Source organism: Thermoproteus thermophilus (assembly GCF_055392855.1).
On record NZ_AP042466.1, the window covers coordinates 1,381,243 to 1,399,448 of the forward strand.

General features: G+C 60.9%; 22 protein-coding genes and 3 tRNA genes. 9 read left to right on the plus strand and 16 right to left on the minus strand.

The window, feature by feature from the left end; translation table 11 throughout:
• Nucleotides 1–780: 780 nt before the first annotated feature.
• The 3 genes from ACZ5PA_RS07985 to ACZ5PA_RS07995 all read right to left on the minus strand — a co-directional run bounded on the left by ACZ5PA_RS07985 (nucleotide 781) and on the right by ACZ5PA_RS07995 (nucleotide 1,540).
• Nucleotides 781–886, minus strand: a tRNA-Leu gene (locus ACZ5PA_RS07985).
• A 22-nt stretch (nucleotides 887–908) separates the two neighbouring features.
• On the minus strand, nucleotides 909–1,370 hold the full coding sequence (locus tag ACZ5PA_RS07990; RefSeq protein WP_464929817.1) for a hypothetical protein: 462 nt from the start codon (nucleotides 1,368–1,370) through the stop codon (nucleotides 909–911).
• The gene (locus tag ACZ5PA_RS07995; RefSeq protein ID WP_464929818.1) at nucleotides 1,370–1,540 is read right to left on the minus strand and encodes a preprotein translocase subunit Sec61beta; all 171 of its coding nucleotides are present in this window, start codon (nucleotides 1,538–1,540) and stop codon (nucleotides 1,370–1,372) included. The genes ACZ5PA_RS07990 and ACZ5PA_RS07995 overlap by 1 nt, the downstream gene beginning before the upstream one ends.
• Nucleotides 1,541–1,586: 46 nt before the next feature.
• On the opposite strand from ACZ5PA_RS07995, the gene ACZ5PA_RS08000 reads away from it, so the two are divergent.
• Nucleotides 1,587–2,438, plus strand: a complete 852-nt coding sequence (locus ACZ5PA_RS08000) for a TatD family hydrolase (protein ID WP_464929819.1) — start codon at nucleotides 1,587–1,589, stop codon at nucleotides 2,436–2,438.
• A gap of 28 nt (nucleotides 2,439–2,466) precedes the next feature.
• Nucleotides 2,467–2,949: a hypothetical protein gene (locus ACZ5PA_RS08005; protein WP_464929820.1), complete on the plus strand. Its 483-nt coding sequence runs from the start codon at nucleotides 2,467–2,469 to the stop codon at nucleotides 2,947–2,949.
• Here the strand turns inward: ACZ5PA_RS08005 and ACZ5PA_RS08010 are convergent.
• Together ACZ5PA_RS08010 and ACZ5PA_RS08015 are read right to left on the minus strand one after the other, a co-directional pair.
• Nucleotides 2,938–4,155, minus strand: a complete 1,218-nt coding sequence (locus ACZ5PA_RS08010) for a DegT/DnrJ/EryC1/StrS family aminotransferase (protein ID WP_464929821.1) — start codon at nucleotides 4,153–4,155, stop codon at nucleotides 2,938–2,940. The genes ACZ5PA_RS08005 and ACZ5PA_RS08010 overlap by 12 nt on opposite strands.
• Nucleotides 4,156–4,197: 42 nt before the next feature.
• Nucleotides 4,198–4,602, minus strand: coding sequence for a metal-sulfur cluster assembly factor (locus ACZ5PA_RS08015; protein ID WP_464929822.1), 405 nt, complete (start codon nucleotides 4,600–4,602; stop codon nucleotides 4,198–4,200).
• 44 nt (nucleotides 4,603–4,646) lie between these two features.
• On the opposite strand from ACZ5PA_RS08015, the gene ACZ5PA_RS08020 reads away from it, so the two are divergent.
• The 3 genes from ACZ5PA_RS08020 to ACZ5PA_RS08030 all read left to right on the plus strand — a co-directional run bounded on the left by ACZ5PA_RS08020 (nucleotide 4,647) and on the right by ACZ5PA_RS08030 (nucleotide 6,908).
• Nucleotides 4,647–5,225, plus strand: a complete 579-nt coding sequence (locus tag ACZ5PA_RS08020) for a flavin reductase family protein (RefSeq protein ID WP_464929823.1) — start codon at nucleotides 4,647–4,649, stop codon at nucleotides 5,223–5,225.
• 289 nt (nucleotides 5,226–5,514) lie between these two features.
• On the plus strand, nucleotides 5,515–5,799 hold the full coding sequence (locus ACZ5PA_RS08025; protein ID WP_464929824.1) for a hypothetical protein: 285 nt from the start codon (nucleotides 5,515–5,517) through the stop codon (nucleotides 5,797–5,799).
• Nucleotides 5,787–6,908, plus strand: a complete 1,122-nt coding sequence (locus tag ACZ5PA_RS08030) for an RAD55 family ATPase (RefSeq protein WP_464929825.1) — start codon at nucleotides 5,787–5,789, stop codon at nucleotides 6,906–6,908. Before ACZ5PA_RS08025 ends, ACZ5PA_RS08030 begins: the two co-directional genes overlap by 13 nt.
• 110 nt (nucleotides 6,909–7,018) lie before the next feature.
• Here the strand turns inward: ACZ5PA_RS08030 and ACZ5PA_RS08035 are convergent.
• The 6 genes from ACZ5PA_RS08035 to ACZ5PA_RS08060 all read right to left on the minus strand — a co-directional run bounded on the left by ACZ5PA_RS08035 (nucleotide 7,019) and on the right by ACZ5PA_RS08060 (nucleotide 10,705).
• Nucleotides 7,019–7,112, minus strand: a tRNA-Val gene (locus tag ACZ5PA_RS08035).
• 57 nt (nucleotides 7,113–7,169) lie between these two features.
• Entirely contained in the window at nucleotides 7,170–8,153 is a 984-nt protein-coding gene (locus ACZ5PA_RS08040) for a pyridoxal phosphate-dependent aminotransferase (protein ID WP_464929826.1), read from the minus strand.
• Nucleotides 8,154–8,237: 84 nt separating this feature from the next.
• Entirely contained in the window at nucleotides 8,238–8,408 is a 171-nt protein-coding gene (gene cc1, locus ACZ5PA_RS08045; protein ID WP_014126241.1) for a DNA-binding protein CC1, read from the minus strand.
• 67 nt (nucleotides 8,409–8,475) lie between these two features.
• Nucleotides 8,476–8,934 (minus strand): YbhB/YbcL family Raf kinase inhibitor-like protein, encoded by a 459-nt coding sequence (locus ACZ5PA_RS08050; RefSeq protein ID WP_464929827.1) that lies wholly within the window; start codon nucleotides 8,932–8,934, stop codon nucleotides 8,476–8,478.
• 38 nt (nucleotides 8,935–8,972) lie between these two features.
• The gene (locus ACZ5PA_RS08055; RefSeq protein ID WP_464929828.1) at nucleotides 8,973–9,506 is read right to left on the minus strand and encodes a hypothetical protein; all 534 of its coding nucleotides are present in this window, start codon (nucleotides 9,504–9,506) and stop codon (nucleotides 8,973–8,975) included.
• 23 nt (nucleotides 9,507–9,529) lie between these two features.
• Nucleotides 9,530–10,705: an RAD55 family ATPase gene (locus ACZ5PA_RS08060; RefSeq protein WP_464929829.1), complete on the minus strand. Its 1,176-nt coding sequence runs from the start codon at nucleotides 10,703–10,705 to the stop codon at nucleotides 9,530–9,532.
• A gap of 191 nt (nucleotides 10,706–10,896) precedes the next feature.
• Here ACZ5PA_RS08060 and ACZ5PA_RS08065 point away from each other — a divergent pair.
• The 4 genes from ACZ5PA_RS08065 to ACZ5PA_RS08080 all read left to right on the plus strand — a co-directional run bounded on the left by ACZ5PA_RS08065 (nucleotide 10,897) and on the right by ACZ5PA_RS08080 (nucleotide 13,417).
• A tRNA-Phe gene (locus tag ACZ5PA_RS08065) sits at nucleotides 10,897–10,968 on the plus strand.
• Between the two features lie 210 nt (nucleotides 10,969–11,178).
• A complete protein-coding gene (locus ACZ5PA_RS08070) occupies nucleotides 11,179–12,258 on the plus strand; it encodes a hypothetical protein (RefSeq protein ID WP_464929830.1) in 1,080 nt (359 codons plus the stop codon).
• A 35-nt stretch (nucleotides 12,259–12,293) separates the two neighbouring features.
• The gene (locus ACZ5PA_RS08075) at nucleotides 12,294–13,145 is read left to right on the plus strand and encodes a helix-turn-helix transcriptional regulator (RefSeq protein WP_464929831.1); all 852 of its coding nucleotides are present in this window, start codon (nucleotides 12,294–12,296) and stop codon (nucleotides 13,143–13,145) included.
• 32 nt (nucleotides 13,146–13,177) lie between these two features.
• Complete coding sequence (locus ACZ5PA_RS08080; protein WP_464929832.1) at nucleotides 13,178–13,417, plus strand: TRAM domain-containing protein; 240 nt, start codon at nucleotides 13,178–13,180, stop codon at nucleotides 13,415–13,417.
• Here the strand turns inward: ACZ5PA_RS08080 and ACZ5PA_RS08085 are convergent, their stop codons facing one another.
• The 5 genes from ACZ5PA_RS08085 to ACZ5PA_RS08105 are packed head-to-tail and all read right to left on the minus strand — an operon-like array spanning nucleotide 13,418 to nucleotide 18,206.
• Nucleotides 13,418–14,539 (minus strand): tryptophan--tRNA ligase, encoded by a 1,122-nt coding sequence (locus ACZ5PA_RS08085; RefSeq protein ID WP_464929833.1) that lies wholly within the window; start codon nucleotides 14,537–14,539, stop codon nucleotides 13,418–13,420. It lies immediately after the preceding gene.
• Nucleotides 14,540–14,598: 59 nt separating this feature from the next.
• Nucleotides 14,599–15,336 (minus strand): HhH-GDP family DNA glycosylase, encoded by a 738-nt coding sequence (locus tag ACZ5PA_RS08090; RefSeq protein ID WP_464929834.1) that lies wholly within the window; start codon nucleotides 15,334–15,336, stop codon nucleotides 14,599–14,601.
• A complete protein-coding gene (locus tag ACZ5PA_RS08095) occupies nucleotides 15,333–16,097 on the minus strand; it encodes a radical SAM protein (protein WP_464929835.1) in 765 nt (254 codons plus the stop codon). Before ACZ5PA_RS08095 ends, ACZ5PA_RS08090 begins: the two co-directional genes overlap by 4 nt.
• Before the next feature lie 46 nt (nucleotides 16,098–16,143).
• On the minus strand, nucleotides 16,144–17,454 hold the full coding sequence (locus ACZ5PA_RS08100) for an MFS transporter (protein ID WP_464929836.1): 1,311 nt from the start codon (nucleotides 17,452–17,454) through the stop codon (nucleotides 16,144–16,146).
• Nucleotides 17,455–17,483: 29 nt separating this feature from the next.
• On the minus strand, nucleotides 17,484–18,206 hold the full coding sequence (locus ACZ5PA_RS08105) for a branched-chain amino acid ABC transporter ATP-binding protein (RefSeq protein ID WP_464929837.1): 723 nt from the start codon (nucleotides 18,204–18,206) through the stop codon (nucleotides 17,484–17,486).

Genomic DNA, 18,206 nt, shown 5'->3' on the forward strand with positions numbered 1-18,206 from the left:
TACGCGAGAGGAATTCGACGAGGGCACCGTCGGCGTTGGCCGCGCGGCGTTCCTAGGGAGGCTCCAACGAGGCCAAAGGCCGGCGGAAGGCGCCACTAATCGGCTGGAGCAACAAAGAGGCCGTGAGGGGCAAAGGCTAGGGGCGCGCGGCCAAAGCGGAGGGGCATATCGCGCATACCGCGTCCCCCGCCGCCTCTCTATCGAGGGAGGATTGCGCCTTAATACGCGGGGAAGACCCTCCGCCCAGTACGCGGCCTCTTCACTACTTTCAGCCCATCGTCGAGACGTAGGCCCAACGGCCGAACTATGCGATCGCCCGCCGACAGGCTCGTGCAGTTTGTACTTCAACTCCCTCGCCATTGACGACGCTCCAGTCCCCTCGTCGAGAGGGCGATGAATTCGCCCGACAAGCCTTTCCGGCCTCCAGCTCGTCCTCGCGAGATGGCCGGACGCCGCGCCCGCCGGCTCTATGCGCCCCGCTCAATCCGTCGAGGGCTCGCCGACCCCACGCGGCCTTAAAAGCGCCACGAGGAGTCTACGCCGAGCAGACGCGGCGGCTCGCCCCTCGAGGCCGGCTCGCGGGGGACTCCCGCGCGGCCTCCCCGTGTTCCCTATCCCGCGACTCCCTCAAAGCCTCGGCAGCTCAACGCCGCCCTCGCCGACTCGCCCGTCCAGACCGCCGCCTCCCTATTCCCATACCTCTATGGAGTCCGGGCTGCGGTATCGGGGTCGTGTAGGCTGCGCTTGCGGTATAACACGCGCGTCCAGTGGAGGAAACCGTGGTGCGGGGGGTGGGATTTGAACCCACGCAGGCCTACGCCACAGGGACCTATGGGCCGGCAATACCGACAACCCTGCCCCTTTGACCTGGCTCGGGCACCCCCGCCAGTCCTCAACAACCCAGATGGTTAAAAAGTTTGCCCGCCTCGATCCGCCGGCCTCTCCAGCCTCAAGCCCAACTTCTTCAAATACGCCAAGACCAAGTCGATATAGCGCTCCACCTCCTCCTCCGAGATCCCCCTCTCCTTCAACTGGGCCTTCACTAAGCCCATCACGACGTCGTATTTCTTGTACTCCTCGTTGAGCTTCCTCCACGGGATCCCCCTCAACGCCTCCCCTATCCTCTTGTCCACCGGCAAAACGCCGCGGGCCATCAAGAAAGATATAATGGGATAGCCTATATATCCCCTGTACATAGTGCCGTTGTCGTCGCTGTAGGCCACCCTCTTGCCCAAGTCCACGAACACCTTATAGGTCCTCGAGCCGTCCGATGAGATCACCTCAGCCTCCTTTTCGCCGATCGGCCTCACTCTGCCGTCGGCGAGCGCCGAGAGGGCCTCGAGCACTTTTATCCTAGGCGGAGTCCTCATCAAATCCTCAAGAGGGTCAAGGCGATGACCACCCCCATTACCACTACAGCGCCTATAACCACGGCTTTCGGGCTCAGCTTGTACTTCTCTATTTCGCCCTCTCTTGAGAAGTTCAAGAGGCCCGCCGCCGTGAAGAGGTTCAGATCGCCCCTCCTCCGCCTCCTCGCCATATGGGAGACGGCGCGTTGATATTTAAGCTTATCCCCCAGGCGGTCCATGCGCGTGTTCGACAACCACGCCCACGCCAACGAGGCGACAGGCCTCGGCGCCGAGGAGGTGGCCAAGAGGTTCAAGAAAGCGGGCGGCACGGGCATAATCTTCGTGGCGCTCCTGACTTGGTCCATTGGCGGATCGCCGGGGGATAAGGCGTGGGTGGAGAAGCTCTACGAACACACGGTCAAGAACAGCGAGGCGGCGAGGCGGATCGGGCTCATCTCGGGCGCCGTGGTGGGGGTGCACCCGGCCGAGTGCGCCGCCTTGCGGGACGCCGGGTGGAGCGAGGCTGAGGTCGAGGAGTTCATGAGGTGGACCGTCGACCTCGCGGCGCGTTACGTGGCCGAGGGGAAGGCGGTGGGGCTCGGGGAATACGGAAGGCCCCACTGGGACGCGGACGAGCGGTTGGTCCAGTTGTGCGACAGAGTGCTCGAGTACGTCTTGGCCAAGGCCCGCGACGTCGGCGCCGTGGTCCACCTACACCTAGAGCGCAAGGGCGTCGAGACCGCGAAGAGCGTGGCCGAGATAGCGGCTAGGGCCAACGCGAGGCCCGGCTCGATCGTGATGCACCACATAGAGCCCCGCGCCGTCCTCGCGGCCAAGGAGCTCGGGCTAGTGCCCTCGGTGCCCATAGGCCGTAGGGGGGAGTTCGAGGAGGCGCTGCGCCTCGAGCCCGTCTACCTCGTGGAGAGCGACTACATAGACGACAACAAGAGGCCGGGCGCGGTGATACCGCCGTGGAGCTTGGCCTTGAAGATAAGGAAGGCCGTCGAGAAGGGGCTGGCCTCCGAGGAGTACTTCGAGAGGATCTTCGAGAACGCGGCGGCCGTGTACGACAAGCTGTTCCGCCGATAACTTTCGAAGGATGCGCTCGGGCGCGGGAGTGAGGTTTATCTGGGCGTTGCTGGCGGCGCCTGTGCTCGTCGCCTTGTTGGCCAACAGCGGAGGGCTCAAGGGCTCGGCCGAGCTCGTGGGCGTCCTAAACGGCGTGGAGATGTCGCCGCCTTATTGGAAAACGACGTCAAAGGCGTTGTGCTCCGGCAAGGAGATCCACGTGGCGACGTTGAGGGCCGACGCGCCGGCCGAGGTGCAGTTCTCGGTCGAGGCCAAGGGGAGCGCCCGCATAGTCGGCGGGCTCGCGGCGAGGCTGGCCGGGCCCAAGGAGTACGTGGTCCAGATGCCGTGCGCCGTGAGCACGGGCCAGTGCATCAGGGCGATGGTCTTGATACTGGGCTACGACGCGCCTTTAGAAATAGCGCCAGGCGTCTACGATATCTACATCAAGGGCTTTTGCGAGGTCGAGAAAGGAGGGGAGTTAAACGTCGTGATTAAGCTGAGGGCCGAGGCCAAGGGCTCAACGCCTTAGCTCGCCCAACACCTTCTCGAAGGCCTTGGCCGTGTCCGCCGCGTCCTCGGGGGTCAAGTTGGGCAACACTAGCAACGAGACGACCCTCTCGGCCGCCCACTCCGCGTTCGGGAGCCTCTCGTAGGCGATCCTCCTCCCGTAGAACGGGCAACTCCAAGGACACCCTCTGCCGTGCCCCTCCATTTTCTGGAAGAGGGGGGTCCTGTACAACGGGACAGGGTAGGCCACGAAGACGTTCCCTATCCCCTCGCTCCTCAACGCCTCCACCACGAAGTCACGCGGCTTGCTCAACCTCTCCACTGATAGCAGTATCTGCACTAGATGCCAGCTGTGCTTCACGTAGGGCTTAGGCCTCACGACAGAGAGGAGGCCTTCGCCCTCCAAGCGCGCGAGCCCGTCCAAGAGGGCCTTGACGTACTCCTCCCGCGCCTTCTGGAACTCGCCGAATTTCTTGAGCTCGTGGTACAGGAGCAGGCCCTGGAGCTCGGTCATCCTGTAGTTGTAGCCCAACAGCTCGTACCAGTACTTCCCGACCTCGCCGTGGGCCCTCATGAGGCGCGCCCGCTCGGCGTAGGCCGCAACGTCGGTGGCCACGGCGCCGCCCTCGCCGCCGGTTATGTGCTTCGTGGCGTAGAAGCTAAACGCCGAGATGTGGCCGAGAGCCCCCGCCTTCTTGCCCCTGTACTCCGCCCCCAGCGCTTGCGCCACGTCCTCGACTATATACACGCCGTACTTCTCGGCGATTTTGGCGAACGCGTCCATCTCCGCCGGGTAGCCGGCCAAGTGCACCACGACAACGGCCTTCGTCTTGTCGGTTATCTTGGCCTCGACGGACGCGGGGTCCAAGTTGAGGGTCTCTCTGTCGATATCGGCGAAGACGGGGACCGCGTTGGCGTGTAGAACCGCCGTGGCGGAGGCGGCGAAGGTGAAAGGCGTTGTGACCACCTCGTCCCCTGGACCCACGCCGATGGCCTTGAGGGCCAAGTGGAGCGCGGTGGTCCCGCTGGTCGTGGCCAAGACGTGCCTAACGCCGAGGAACCCCGCCAGCTCCTCCTCGAAGGCCTTGACCCACTTCCCGTGAGTCGACACGAGGACTCCCGACTTCAACACCTCCTCGATCTCCTTCACCAGCTCGGGGCTGTAGACGACCGGCTTGGCCACTATGGGCTTCTCCCTGACGGGCCTCCCCCCGAATATGGCCAACACGGGCCACTACACCGCGTAGTATATAAAGATGGACTACGCGCGCTACTGCTGGGCCAGTTCTTGTTGTTGTCTGAGGTACTGCTCCACTATGTCGTAGCCGTAGATGGCCTTGAACATCTCCCTGCCCTCGGGCGTCATCTGGGTGGGGTCCCAAGGCCGCTCGAAGTCCACGTCCACCTCCACGTCCTTGGCCTCTTGCACCACCGACTGCACGGCGAGGCCGACCTCGTTGGCCAAGTTGGCGCTCACGGGACACCCCACGGCCGTCAACGTCATCACTATCTTCAAAGTGCCGTCCTCCCCGAGGGTTATCTCCCTGATGAGGCCCAAGTCGTAGACGTTGATGGGTATCTCGGGGTCGTAGATGCCGCGGAGCACCTCCACTAGCTGTTTCACCTTGTCGGGAGGCAAGTTCGTCTTGAAGGCCACTCCGTTCGTGCGCTCCATGTGTTATCCGTTTCTTCTTTTTTAATTAAGTCTCACCTAGGTCCATGTACGTCGAGTACAAAGGCGTCTTCTACCGCCCCCTCCACCCCCGCCCCACGGTGGTCATAATAGCGGAGTGCCCGGGCGGCAAGCTCAACGCGATGCCGGCCAGCTGGAACACGCCGGTGTCCGAGGAGCCGCCCACCATCGCCGTAGCCGTGGACAAGTCGAGCTACACGTTCCAGTGTTTAGAGCACTCGGGCGAGGCCACCATAAACGTGGTTCCTATAGACATGGCCGATCTGGCGTACGCCTTGGGCTCCGTCAGCGGGAGGGACGTGGACAAGATATCAGCCTTCGGCGTTAGGCTTATACCCAGCGACGTGGTTAAGGCGCCCGGCTTGGACGGCTCCATAGCCATATACGAGGCCAAGGTCGCGGCCAAGCTGGACGTGGGGGAGGTCAGGCTTTACGTCTTCGAGGCGCTCAAGGTCAAAGTGCGCGAAGGCCTCGTGGACGAGTGGGGGCCCGTGCTCGAGAGGACCAACTTGTTGCTGCACGGGGCCGGGAGGGTGTTCTACCGCGTGGACCCCAGAAAGGTTTGGGCCAAGAAGACCTCCTTAGGGCGCGGGCCTCCCGGCTAGAGGGGCAGCTGGGGGCCAACCCGCCGGGCTCTGGATCCTCGGCGCTTGAGCCAAAGGAATAAGCCCGCGGCCGCTACGACGACAGCCGCCAAGCTTTTCATTCAGCCCCCTCGGCGTTTTGCAAATAGGCGGGCTCTCCCTCGACCCGTTATCGGTCATGATATTCGCGGGCTTAATATACAGCCCTTTAATGGGAATTCTTTTCTATGTACTATTTGATTCATCTTTAAATACATGAAAAATTCATTCAGCGTAAATTATAAATATCCATAGTGAGCGGAAGAATTCAGTGTGCCTCACAAAGGAGTTCCTCCTCCGCTTCTACGGCTCCATGGAGTACACGTTGAGGTTCCTTATACATTATAGATCTATCACTATGCTGGGCTATCTTTTCGACAAAGTGCTGGCGGATGAGCCTTGGAGGATGTACGAAACTTTGGTGAAATTATTGGGGCGACATAACGCAGAGCTTGTGTTGTTCATGTTGGCTGAGTGGTTGAGGCGAAACGGCTGCGTCATGGACCAAGAAACGTTGAGGAAATACCTCAGCGATAAGGGGTTATGGAAGAGCTGAAGCTGAAGGGCGTGACGTTAGTATACGGCCCCGCCGGCGCGGGGAAAACTACTTTCGCCGCTTGGTACGCCTACAACAACTATAGGCGGACCCTCTGGGTCTCTGCGTTCGAGGACGAGCCGACGTTCCGCGCCAACATGGCCAAGCTGGGCTATGCCTTCGGCGATAGGCTCGTCTATTGGGAGGCGCCTCTCGTCGAGGACCTAGAGGCATTCTCCCGCTCTCTGATAGAGGTCGCGTTCCAGCAAAAGCCCGACCTCCTCGTCCTGGACTCCATAACGGAGCTTACATACGGCGATCATCCTGACGGCGGCGTTAAGGTCTTGCACAACCTCATATACAAGCTCATCAAGACGGCCGGCATGGACGTATTGGCCACCGCCGAGAGGCAAGTGGCGGAGCGGATTATGTACATCGCCGACAACGTCATAGAGCTGAGGTACGACGTCTATCCCTACGGCACAGTGAGGGAGCTTGTGGTGAGGAAGATAAGAGGAGGGAGGGCAGGCTATGCCCTGCCCTTCGCAATAACCGAAGGCCTCGGGTTCGTCTTGATAAAGGCCGCGCCCTTGTCGAGACCCGGCGAGGCGATAAAGACCGGCGTGCCTTGTATCGACGAGACCTTAGGCGGCGTCATGAAGGGGGCCGTGACGGCGTTGGTGGGCCCAATCGGCTCCGGCAAATCGAGCATTATGCTCAAGACGGCCGAGAGCTTGAAGAGGGCGGAGAGGAGCGTATATTACCTGAGCTTCCTAGGCGACGCGGATATATTGAAGGGCAAGTACAACGTAGAGGTCCTAAACGCCCCGCTCGACGTAGAGGCCTTCTTGCTACAAGTCTATACCCTCGCCGTTAAGCATAAGGCCGACGCCTTGTTCGTGGACGGCTTGGACATCTTGGCGAGGTTCTTCGGCGAGAAGGTCTTCTACACGGTCTTGCTCGAGTTCATAAAGCTCGTAAAAGCCATGGGCATAGCGGCCGTTATATCCCTCGCTGAGGAGTGGGGCCTTCTTAACTACCTAGATATAGTCGCCCGCGTGCACAGTAGAACCGTGACCGCTATTAAGACCCCCATATACGCCGCCGGGTCCCAACGTAGTTGCGACTAAAGCAAACAGGGGGATCCGTTATTCAAGGCCGCGGCGAGCCGTGGAGGAACGGCGGAGGGGCGCGTCTAGGCGCTGAGGGGTTATGAAACGCCTTGGCCTTAAAAGCCCGGTGGTGGGCCCGCCGGGATTCGAACCCGGGATCTCCCGCGCGTCAGGCGGGCTTTAGGGAACTGCGTTCAATCCTAGCCGCTAGACTACGGGCCCTTTGCGAGCCAAACACGTGGATTTTAAGCTTTTCCCCCCGTCTCGAGGATCTTGCGGTTAGCGGCTCCTAGGCGGTCGGCCACACGAGCCAAGCTCCTCCACCAGTACCGACAACGGCTCGCCGAATTTCTCCGGCTCCACTCTGGCTAAACCCACGCGTAACGCCTTCTCCACGCCGAAATAACGCCCGGGCACCGTCGCTACGCCCCTAGCCGCCAACCGCTCGGCCAACGCGAGGCCGTCGCATCCGAGGCGCAGAAAGGCTATGGGCATGTGCTCCCGGTATTCAACGCCGACATCGCCCAACGCGCTCCTCAAGGCGGCCCAGTTCTTCGATATCCAAGCGATGTTCCTCTGCCTTATTTCGCCTCTCTTGGACAAAAAGCCGTAGCCGGCTCTCACCTCGAGCTCCTTGGGCCCGGGGTTGAACAAGTCCTTGGCCTCTGCCATTGCCGCGACCACTACGGGATCGCCGAAGCTCCAGCCTATCCTCACTTGGCTGGTGAAGAACTTGTCGGTGCTGTAGTTGAAGACGGCGTTCTCGGAGGGGAACCCCCTCGGCTCCGCGTCGACGAAATCCACGAAGATTATATCAACGACTACGTACGCCCCCTTCCTCCTCGCCTCGTCCGCCAGCTCGGCCAGCTCCCGTTGCGATAAGTAGCTGCCCGTGGGGTTCCTCGGGTTCGAGAAGAACAACACGACGCCCTTGTCCACGTAGGCGAAGGGATCGCCGACGCCTTCGATGCGTTTTAGTCCGAGCTCTTCCGGCAACGCCGTTATGGGCTCGTACTCGGGCGGGAACACGACAACGCGATCGGCCCTCTTCCGCAACGCCCATAGGGCCAAGAAATTGCCCTCTTGTGCGCCCGAGGTCAAGGCGATGGACCGCCTATCGACGTCGTATACGTCCGATATAAGCTCCACTAAGTCGACTCCGGGCTCCGCCAAGTAGTCCTCGAAGTCGAGGGGCGCCACGCCGCTGTTGGCGAGATCCCAACGGGCTTGGCGCGCCCTCAGCCAAGCGAACGTCTTTATCACGTTCGGCAGAGCGCATAGCTTAATGAGGATACTGGTCGACGTCGGTCGAGGAAAGAGTTGAGGGAAAAAGGAGGGTTTGCCCCCTTATTTCTTCTTGCCGATCAGCCTCCAGACCTTTATGCCGGTATACGGCGAGGTGGCCACGGCGAATATCATGGGGCCGCGGGCGGTGTTCTTCTCGACGGTCTCGTACTTGTCGGTCTCGAACGCTTGTTTGGCCTTTATGTCGTAGAACTTCAGCTTCTGTTTCGCCATGCGCCAATGAAGTCCGCAATTTATATTTCCTTCTGATAACTACAATATTTGAAGTAAATTCTTCCTGTCATCTTTTATATATGCCCATATACTCCGCTTGCGCGAGGATCTTCCCCTGCATGGCGTCGAGCACGTTCTTGCGGGAGGCCCTCGGGCCTAGCCCCAACGGCGCCGAGAGCGCGTAGAGCTTGAAGAAATAACGATGAGGGCCGTGGCCTCTAGGAGGACAAGGGCCGCCGTATCCGACCCTCCCGAAGTCGTTAACGCCTTGGAGGCCGAGGCCGGGCACCTCGGGCCTCTTGGGGACGCCCTCGGGGAGCTCCTTGACAGTCGGCGGTATCTCGTAGAGGACCCAGTGGGTGAAGAGGCCTATCGGGGCGTCGGGGTCCTCCATGATGAGCGCCAGCGCCTTGGCCTCTTGCGGGACTCCTGATATGACTAACGGGGGCGAGACGTCCTCGCCATCGCAGGTGTACTTGCGGGGGATCACTTCGCCGTATTTGAACGCAGGGCTCGACAACTCCATGGACCGGCCCCCTAGCTCGAATATATGCTTTTCCGCAATCAAAAGCGGGGCAGGAAAGAGCTCAAGGCCTTTATCTCCAGCCACTCCACGTACGCCGCAGCGAGGAGCAAGGCCAACGCCGCCGCGAAATGGATCGACCAGCTCCGCAACGCGCCGCCTCGCCTCCTCAAGATCCTCGCCGTGGCGTCCACGGAGCCGGCCGCGGCGAAGGCGTAGGAGAAGAGCTCCAGTACGCCGTGCGGCATAACCGCCGTGAGCAGATAGGCCAACGCCAACGCGAAGGGGCCCATCTGGCCGAGAGGCGAATACCCAACGATAGCCCCCAGTATGAACCCCGTGGCGGATATAGACACGGCGAGGGCTATGGGGCCCACGAAGGGGATCGAATCCGCCGCCATTATGACGGCGTTGTGGCCGAAGATCTGCAGAGGGCCCGTCGCGGTTTGGTTCATGTAGCCCCTCAACGCGTCTATGAGCTGCTGAGGCACTACGTGGTGGTAGGCGTAGCCGAGCGCCGCCGTTAGGGCCAGGAGAGCGTACTCGGCGAAGAGCGCCAACAACACCAGCCTCACGTCCAATAATCGGCCTATATAAATTAAGCCGGGGCGAAGTAGAAGGACCCCTCCCTCCTCTCCATCTTGAAGCTCCTGACGGGCCACCCCAACGTCGATTTCACCACGTCGGCCCTCCCGCCCTCGATTCTCCAGACTGTGTTGAACATGGCGTTGAGGCTAGGCCTCGGCTCCAGGCCGGAGAAGACGGCGAGGATGGCCAAGTCGGGGCGGATTGTGTGCAGGAAATCGAGCAACAGCTTGAGCCTCGGCGAGCCGTACCTCCTCACTATTTGCTCCGCGCCGTATAGGAGGAGCACCTTGGCGTCGCCCACGGCGTCTTTGACGGCCTCGAGCCCCTTGTCGTCGTCCAGCTCCTCCGCCGGCACGAGGCGCCTCTCCAGCCCACATTTGAGGAACCGCTCGACGGAGGGGTTTGTCTGGACCAACACGGCCTTGGCCGATTCGGCGTAGTCGCAGAACAAGGCGGCGGCCAAGGCTATGTCCTCAGGGGCGGTGCCTATGAAGTCGGCCACCCTCGAGCCCTCCAAAAGGCCCGGCTTAGTGTAATCCTGCTTCGCGCTCGTCAACGCCTTCACGGCGTCTTCCGAGAACACAACCCGTTTCATGGGAAGCGTTGCGGCGAGCCTCGACGAAGTCTTCCCCTCATCCCACGGCTCCACGAAGACGGGCCCGCCCTTAATCACTACGAAGTAGAGCTCCGAGGCGGGCGGCGGGCCGAGCCTCGATTTGAGGAACCTAGCGTACCTATAACGCGCGCCTTTGCGGAACCTCTGCCCCACCTCTATCAACAAATCGGCCATATAGGCCAAGGGCCTCGCGCCCGTGGGCTCCTCGCCGATAGCTATCACCGGCGATTCGAACATACGATAGAGGGCCGAGGCCGTCTCCCTATCGTCGGGGAAGTAGTTGACGCCGTCTATGACGACTAAGTCCGGCAATTCCCTCACGTACGCATCGCCTACCATTTCGAGGACGGCCCTGTGTTCCGACACGTTGATGAAGTCGTAGACTATGAACTTGGCCGTGTCGAGGCCCAAGTACCGGAGCTTGTTCCTGATCCTCTCCCCGTCCTCGTACATCCCAACGTACATAATCCTCTTGCCTAGCTTGTCGGCTATGTGGAGGGCCAACGAGGTCTTCCCGGTGCCGGGAGCGCCGTATATCAACGTGAAGCCTGAGAATACCGAGAGCTCCATGAATTGAACTTAGTTATAAAACTTGTAAGACAGCTCTAGGCGCGGGATCTCTTGCTTAAGGGGAGCTACGAGGTCCAAGCCGTCGCGGGCCCGAGAGCTGGGGCGGCCGACTCCCTAATTCCCGTCGTCGGCTTAGCGCCTTCTTGAGGCGTCGCGTAAAATTTTAAACTCGCTAATTTCATAAAGGTAAAGCGGCCGTAGCTCAGCGGGAGAGCGCCCGGCTGAAGACCGGGCGGTCCCGGGTTCAAGTCCCGGCGGCCGCACTTCTACAACGCCTTAGAGTGCCGATCCTATGAGGGCCGCGATATAGAAACGCGCTGAGTTGTTATATACCGCAGAGGCGCGCGGCCGGCGTCGCCGTAGTCGTTCACTGCGTGAATACACGGCAAGCGGGCTCGTTCACGCCTCGAAGCTGCGCGTTCACGACTTCTCGTGAAGATATTCCTTTTAGCCCCTCCTCGCGACGCCGAACCATGAAGGAGCTCAAAACCTTGGCCATGTCGTTGGCCATAGCGGTGTTGGCGCTCATGGCGGCCGGCCTCCACACGGCCCTGGCCGCCAACGCCACAACGACGAACTCAACTAGCGGCGTCAATGCGACCGTCAGCTATGCTGGGAACTTGACGGCGCCGGCCGCCAACGTGACCCAGACGGCCAACGCGACCGTGGTCTATGTGACTACGCCGTCCGGCACTATCCACTTGGTCTATGTATCGAACGGAACACATCTAGTGATAAACTACAACAAGAACGTCATCACGGTCAACCTCAAGACCGTGGTGTACAACGCCACGACGGCCTACTACATACACGTGGTCGGCCACGCGATCGGCGCGTTCAACAGCACGTACGTGTCGCAGATACTGTCGCAGATAGCCAACGCCCTCAAGTCGGGCAACACGACGACGGCTTTATCGCTCTTGAAACAACTGGGCGGATACATAGCCTCGAGCAACGCCACCAAGAAGGCGGAGGTCAACATAATGGTGACCGCCAAGTCGCTCAACGCCACGAGGCCCAACGCAACTTACCTCAAGGCCAAGGTGGAGTACGAGGTAGACAAGAAGCTGGCCGCGTTGAACGGAACCCGCAACGAGCTGGAGGTGAAGGCATTCGCCGGCAATATGTCGCAACTAGCAAGCTTCTTGATGTCGGTATCTAAGGAGCTTCAGCCCTACGACCCCGCCACGGCTGCCGAGCTCGCCAAGGCGGCTGCTTATTTGGCCAACATAACCACGACGATTAAAGAGCTCGAGGTCAAACTAGCCAACGGCACCAGCATAGAGGTGCACAAGACGGGCCGCGGCTACAAGATAGAGGTGCAGATCGGCGGGGAGGAACACGGCGACCACCAGAAGGCCAAAGGCGTCGGCGATAACAAAGGCGTAGGGCAGGACCGCGAAGATAAGGGCGTGGGACAAGCCGGCAAGGGCAAGCCGTCAAGCGGCGATGACAAGGCTGGCGGCAAGGGCGGGGACAAGAAACGCTCCGGCGGCGGTGAGGACAACGCCGTGAACAAGCAGGGCTCGGGCGAGTCCGGGCAGGAGGATTAACGAAACCAAGATATACCCCTTTTTCCTCTCCCCGCATGTTGTGGGCCATCCTGCTGTTCGCCAACGGGACAGCCTTATTGGTCTTCAACCAGACGTTGACGGGCACCGTGTACGCCCTGTCCCTGCCCGCGCCCCCTCTCTCGGCCCCCGTCGTCCTCAACAACAAGACGCCGGTGGCGGCCGTGCTCAACGGGACGACCCTACTAGTGCCTGTGCTGGGCCGGGCCTTGATCACGGTGGAATACGTGCCAAGGGTAAGGACCTTGGACGGGATAATCTCCTTCAACGTGACGGACGGGATCTACGTGATCTGGGCCCAAGGCGGCGTTTTGTTGACGCCGACGCTCACTATACTGAACTACACTAAGTCGAACGACGCGCTTATCGTGGTGGCCAAGGGGCCGGGCGTCGTCGCCTATACTTTACAAGGCCGGGCCTTGTCCGGCAACGCGACGGCTAGAGGAAACGGCTCCGCGACGTCGATAATCCAAAAGACCTCGACGTCGACGAGCGCCGCGACAGCTCAAGGAATTTCGACGACCGTCCAGGGCACTACGACGTCGACGAGCGCCGTGCAGTCGCAACCGGGCCTCGCGCAGACTTCCAGCTCGCCGATCTATTGGCTCGCGGCAGTCGCCATCGCGGCGGTTGCGGCCTCAGCTGCCTATGTGTTGCGCAGAGGGCGCCGCGCGGCGCTCGACCTCAACGACACAGACAAGCTCGTCCTCTCCTATATAAGGAGGACTGGCGGCTCCTACGAGTCCGATATCGCCCGCAACCTCGGCCTCCCCAGGACCACCGTATTCAAGTCAGTCAGACGGCTGGAGCGCGCCGGGCTGGTCTCCGTGGAGAAACGCGACGGGAGGAATTTCGTAACGCCGAGGTGAAAAGGCTTTTATACCCCTAATCCTAAGGGCTAATGGAAAGCGAAAGGAGAAGGCCGCGGCGAGCAGGCCGCGGCGGCCCGAGAGGGCCGAAACCGGTCAAAGAAGGGGACGTGATCGAGGTGGATATAGTGGAGAAGTCCAGGAGGGGAGACGGCGTGGCCAAGGTCGAGGGCTTCATAGTCTTCGTCCCAGGCGCCGAGCCCGGCCAGCGCGTGAAGGTCCAGATAGAGAAAGTAGGCGGGACGTACGCGATCGCCAAGATAGTAGCCTAGCTATCTGAGCTTCGCGCTCAGCCTATACTGGTCCACTTTGTCCTTGGCCTTTTCCCTCGCCTCTTTATGCGCCTTGAGGAAGCGGCTGATCTTGTCGTATAACATGAGCTTGCACTCTCCGCAGAGGAGGGCGCCGGACTTGCAATCGCGCCTTATCTTCTCCACGGAGGCGTCGTCGGGGTCGAAGAGCATGTGGTAGTGGAACACCGGACATATCTCGGGGTTGCCGCCGTATTTCCTCTGCTCCTCGGCGGTCGGCCTCCCGCCCGTGAAGGCGTTCATGATCTTGCGCTTGACGGCCTTCTCGTCGTCTATCGTGTATATCGCCGAATCGGGGTTGGAAGCCGACATTTTGCTCTCCCCCGTCAACGCCATTATGAACTTGGAGTATAGGGTCGCGGGCTTGGGGTAGCCCAAGGAGTCTGCTATATCCCTCGCGAGGCGGAAATAGGGGTCTTGGTCTATGGCGCACGGTATCAACACGGGCGTGGGCTCGCCCCTCAGCTCGGTGGGGAGGAACGAGACCGCTATCTGCAACGAGGGGTAGAATATAAGCCCTATGTTGGTGGAGTCCGTGAAGCCGAAAGTGGCCTTCACGGTGTTCCACGTGAGCTTCTTGGCGGTCTTCACCGCTATGGGGAACAACGGCTTGATGTCCAAGGTGTCTATTATCAGGTGGAGCTTGTCGGGCCCAAAGCCGAGCGCTATCACGTCGAGCGCGTTCTCGTAGGCCCATCTCCTCGTCTCGTCCAAGGACATCTCGGGATCGTCGTAGAACTTCTCGTCGTCGGTCATCTGGAAATAGACCTCTAGGCCGAACTTGTCCGAGAGCCACTTCAACAAGATCCACGGCACCATGTGGCCTATGTGCACAGGCCCGCTGGGCCCCCGGCCCGTGTAGAGGGCCCACGGCTTGCCCTCGCCGTGCCATCGCATTATGAAGTCGAAATCCCTATGCGCGTAGAAGAAGCCCCTCTTGATCAACGGGTGGACCTCGCCTGCGTGTTTCTCCAACAAGGCCACCTCCTCGGCTGTGAGGGGCTTGGCGCCGAATTGCTTCAACAGCTTATCGTAGTCGACTCTGCCCTTTACCTCCCACGGCGTTACGACGAACTCGTCCACCCCATGCTGTGGCAACGGTTTGTCCAGTTTATAAGCAATCCGCCGTCGAGGAGCCGCCTCTACGCGTTGACGACTCCTTTGTCTAGTAGGTACGACACGGTCTGGACCCACCCGGCCAGCCTCCCCAGCTTGGAGTACGACAACCACCTCAGACAACTACGCGCCAACGGGCATTCGTGACAAGCGTACTTCCTACAATAGGAGGGCTCAGGCGCCCTCCCCCTCAGCCCTAGCCTAGGGGCCACGCGCATGTAGTGTTTGTCCACAGGCGCCGACGTCGTGTCGCCGGTGAAGAGGAGGAATAAATCGGCCACCTTGGGCCCCACCCCTTTTATCCTCAACAAAACGGATCTGTCCCTCGGCGAGTTGAGCGATAAGTACTCCTCCACGGCCGCCGGCAGCCTCCGGAGTTGATAGCTGTTGCCGACCCTAGGGGCCTCCTCGGCGATTCCCCTAGGGTCCTCCGTCTTGGAGAAAAGCGCCTTGGTCCACTTGAGGACGTTGCCGTGGTAGGAGGTGTTCTGGGTCAAGAACGCCGTGATGAAGATCAAGTGCTCGTCGCCTGGGGATATGGATATGCTTACACAATCGCCGAGCTTCTCGACGAGCTCTTGCGCTTTGTCCCTCACATCGCCGTCCGCGTCGTTTATGTACCGCCAAGGGTTGTACCATCTGCCCGATAGGTACTGGTCGTCCCCCGCGTAGACGCCTTTCCTCGCGCCGAACCTCTTCACGTAGTTCTCGTCGAGGAGGGCCAAGGTCAAGCTGGGGTACAAGGTCAAGTCCAAGCAGTTCATATCATAAACGCCGGTACCCCCTTGGGCGTAACAGCCCTCGTGGGGACTAGCCCTCTAGCCCTCATCAACTTCACCACGTGGGGGTAGAGTATCACGTACTCCACATCGACGCACTCGGACAGCCTCGGGTCTATCTCGCCGAGGGCTTCGACTAGCCTCCTCGTCGATTCGTCCGTCGAGAAGCCCAACATGGCCGCCGGGTAGACGTCGCGGCAGGGCTCCATGCCGCTCTCCACCAATAGACGTATAGCCTCTAGTTGTTTGCGGAAGTACTGAGGAGGAGACGCGGTGATTTTAGCGAACTCCTCCGGCGTCGCCCCCTTTATGGACACCCTGACCACCGCGTTGGGCCTAGAGGCCAGCTCCTTGGCCAAGGCCTCGTCTATCAACAAACCGTTCGTCTCCACGACGAAGACGTAGTCCCGCAACAAGTCCATCGCCCTCAACACGTGCCTTGGCGCTATGAGGGGCTCGCCCCCCGAGATTCTGACTTGCCGATACCCCTTGCTCTTGGCCACCTCGGCGAGCCTCCTCGCCACATCGTCCGGCGATAGCCACTCGCCGCCGACGAGCGCGAAGGAGGTGTTCCGCCACGCCCAACACATGCCGCATCTCAGATTACAGCCGACGACGTCCGCGGTCGCTATGCCGCCGTACCACCTATCGGCGCGGAACCTCTTATATCGCCTATAGACTACTCCTCCCTCCTCCTTTACGGCGTATTTCAAGACTAGGTCGAGCAACCTCTGCGGATCTATCACAGCCCCGGGCCGTCCACGACAAAAAAAGAGGTAGCGGCTATAAAGCTTAGCCGGCGGCGCTCTGTAGCTCCTCCAAGGTCCTCATGGCCGATTCCCGGCCCTTCAAGTGCCATAAAACTGCGGCGGCCACGCCGGCGGCCCAGACGGCTGCGTTCATGGCCATGAAGGTGGCCGCGTCGACGTATCCCTCTACGGCGACTAGCGCGGTGTTGACGCCCCAAGCTATCCCGGTCACTAGGCCCACCACGGTCGCCCTGACGCCCGTCGGGAACAACTCGCTCTCGAGGACGCCTAAGGATCCCCAAGACCACTCGGCGAATATGGCGTTGGCCCAAATAGCGGCCAAGAAGGGGGCGAGCGGCACGGCTTTCAGGGCCAAGTACCAGAAGAGGAGGGCCGTGAGGAGGCCTCCCAGATAGGCCGACGTGAGCGAGATCTTCCTCGACCTATCGATCAAGGGCAGGAGGAGGAAGGCGCCTATGGAGGCCCCGGCGTTGGCGACCGCCACTGCGAGAGGCGCGGAATCGGCGCCGTAGGGGAAGCCGGGAGCATAGGGGAGGTAATAGGCGGCTATGTTGTAGGTCGTCACGTTGGCCGCGCTGACGGTGGCCAAGACTGCGAGGCCCAAAGCCCTAGTCCTCATCGCCTCCCTCAACCCCACGCCCTCTGGCTGAGGCGGCGGGTCCGCCTCGACGCCCGCGAAGGCGGCGACCACAGCCCTAGCCTCGGCGATCCTCCCGCGGGCCGCGAGCCATCTAGGAGATTCCGGGAGGTGGAGCCTGGCGACGAGGACCACTAAGGCCAAGGCCACGGCCGTGCCGAATATCCAGAGGATAATCGTGTGGACGTCGCTCGAGAGGGCAACGTAGACCAACGACAAGGCCGCTATAACGGCGGCTCCTATGTTCCAGAAATTCGCCGCGAGCATCAAGGCCTTGCCTCTGTGCCTAGCCGGGGCGAACTCGGCGAGGGCCGAGAAGGCAGGCCCTATCTCGCCCCCGACTCCGAAATTCATGATGCTCGTCAAGAGGAAGGCCGCGGCTAGCCCCAAGGCGTTGAGCCAATACGCGGCGACGAAGGCGATGGAAGCGGCCGTGTAGAGGGCCAACGAGGCCACGAGCCCGGCCCTCCTCCCCAACACGTCGGAGATCTTCCCGAAGGCCAAGGCCCCCAGGAGGTAGGCCAAGGAGTTCGCCGCGAAGACATACGTGGCGTACTGCTCCAGATCCGGCAAGAGGTAGGCGACGAGGGGCACTAGGCTGAAGAGGACGCCGTCGAGGAGGAAGCTGAGGGAGACTATGGCGAAGAGGAACCAGTGCGACCTCCTCCAAGGGCTCTCGTCGAGCGGATGTGGCATAAGTAGTTTATTTTTTCCATATAAAAGAATTATTGACCCATTATGAGCCTCCCCAGCTTCTCCTCGTCGAGCTCCTTGGCCGGGCCGGAATAGCGGAGGCGGCCGGTCACCATGACGAAGGCCCTATCGCCTATCTCGAGCGCCTTCCTGACGTTCTGCTCCACTAGGAGTATGGTGATGCCCATGTCCCTTATGGATTTTATGGCCAAGAAGACGTCCGACGCCACCTTGGGGGCTAGGCCGGCCGTGGGCTCGTCGAGCATGAGCAGCTTCGGCCTCTTCATGAGGCCCATGGATATGGCCAACATCTGCCTCTCGCCGCCGGAGAGGAATTTGGCCTTGCGGTTTTGTAGCTCCTTGAGCTTGGGGAAGAGCTCCAGGACCTCGCCGAGGGTCTTCTCAGCTATTTCGGGCGAAACGCCGACAGACGCCGCCACGAGGTTCTCCTTGACCGTCAGCTCCGGGAAGATGTTAGGAGTGCCGAAGTTGTTGGGCGACTGCATCACGTAGCCCACGCCGGCTTTTTGTATCTCGCTCGGACGTTCTCTCGTGACGTCCTTGCCGTCGATCACTATAGTCCCGCCGTATATCGTGGCCAAGCCGGCTATGGCGTTGAGCAACGTGGACTTGCCGGCCCCGTTGGGGCCCAACAACACGGCTATCTCGCCGCGCTCCACCTCCAAGGAGACGCCGTTGAGCACGTGGAACTTGCCGTACCCGGCGCTGAGCTCGGTGATCTTCAAGAGCGGCAT

Excerpts from the sequence above, each read along its gene's own strand:
- ACZ5PA_RS07990 (WP_464929817.1), bottom strand. The coding sequence starts at position 1,370 with ATGAGGACTCCGCCTAGGATAAAAGTGCTCGAGGCCCTCTCGGCGCTC.
- ACZ5PA_RS07995 (WP_464929818.1), bottom strand. The coding sequence starts at position 1,540 with ATGGCGAGGAGGCGGAGGAGGGGCGATCTGAACCTCTTCACGGCGGCG.
- ACZ5PA_RS08000 (WP_464929819.1), top strand. The coding sequence starts at position 1,587 with ATGCGCGTGTTCGACAACCACGCCCACGCCAACGAGGCGACAGGCCTC.
- ACZ5PA_RS08015 (WP_464929822.1), bottom strand. The coding sequence starts at position 4,602 with ATGGAGCGCACGAACGGAGTGGCCTTCAAGACGAACTTGCCTCCCGAC.
- ACZ5PA_RS08020 (WP_464929823.1), top strand. The coding sequence starts at position 4,647 with ATGTACGTCGAGTACAAAGGCGTCTTCTACCGCCCCCTCCACCCCCGC.
- ACZ5PA_RS08030 (WP_464929825.1), top strand. The coding sequence starts at position 5,787 with ATGGAAGAGCTGAAGCTGAAGGGCGTGACGTTAGTATACGGCCCCGCC.
- cc1 (WP_014126241.1), bottom strand. The coding sequence starts at position 8,408 with ATGGCGAAACAGAAGCTGAAGTTCTACGACATAAAGGCCAAACAAGCG.
- ACZ5PA_RS08050 (WP_464929827.1), bottom strand. The coding sequence starts at position 8,934 with ATGGAGTTGTCGAGCCCTGCGTTCAAATACGGCGAAGTGATCCCCCGC.
- ACZ5PA_RS08060 (WP_464929829.1), bottom strand. The coding sequence starts at position 10,705 with ATGGAGCTCTCGGTATTCTCAGGCTTCACGTTGATATACGGCGCTCCC.
- ACZ5PA_RS08070 (WP_464929830.1), top strand. The coding sequence starts at position 11,179 with ATGAAGGAGCTCAAAACCTTGGCCATGTCGTTGGCCATAGCGGTGTTG.
- ACZ5PA_RS08075 (WP_464929831.1), top strand. The coding sequence starts at position 12,294 with ATGTTGTGGGCCATCCTGCTGTTCGCCAACGGGACAGCCTTATTGGTC.
- ACZ5PA_RS08080 (WP_464929832.1), top strand. The coding sequence starts at position 13,178 with ATGGAAAGCGAAAGGAGAAGGCCGCGGCGAGCAGGCCGCGGCGGCCCG.
- ACZ5PA_RS08090 (WP_464929834.1), bottom strand. The coding sequence starts at position 15,336 with ATGAACTGCTTGGACTTGACCTTGTACCCCAGCTTGACCTTGGCCCTC.
- ACZ5PA_RS08100 (WP_464929836.1), bottom strand. The coding sequence starts at position 17,454 with ATGCCACATCCGCTCGACGAGAGCCCTTGGAGGAGGTCGCACTGGTTC.
- ACZ5PA_RS08105 (WP_464929837.1), bottom strand. The coding sequence starts at position 18,206 with ATGCCGCTCTTGAAGATCACCGAGCTCAGCGCCGGGTACGGCAAGTTC.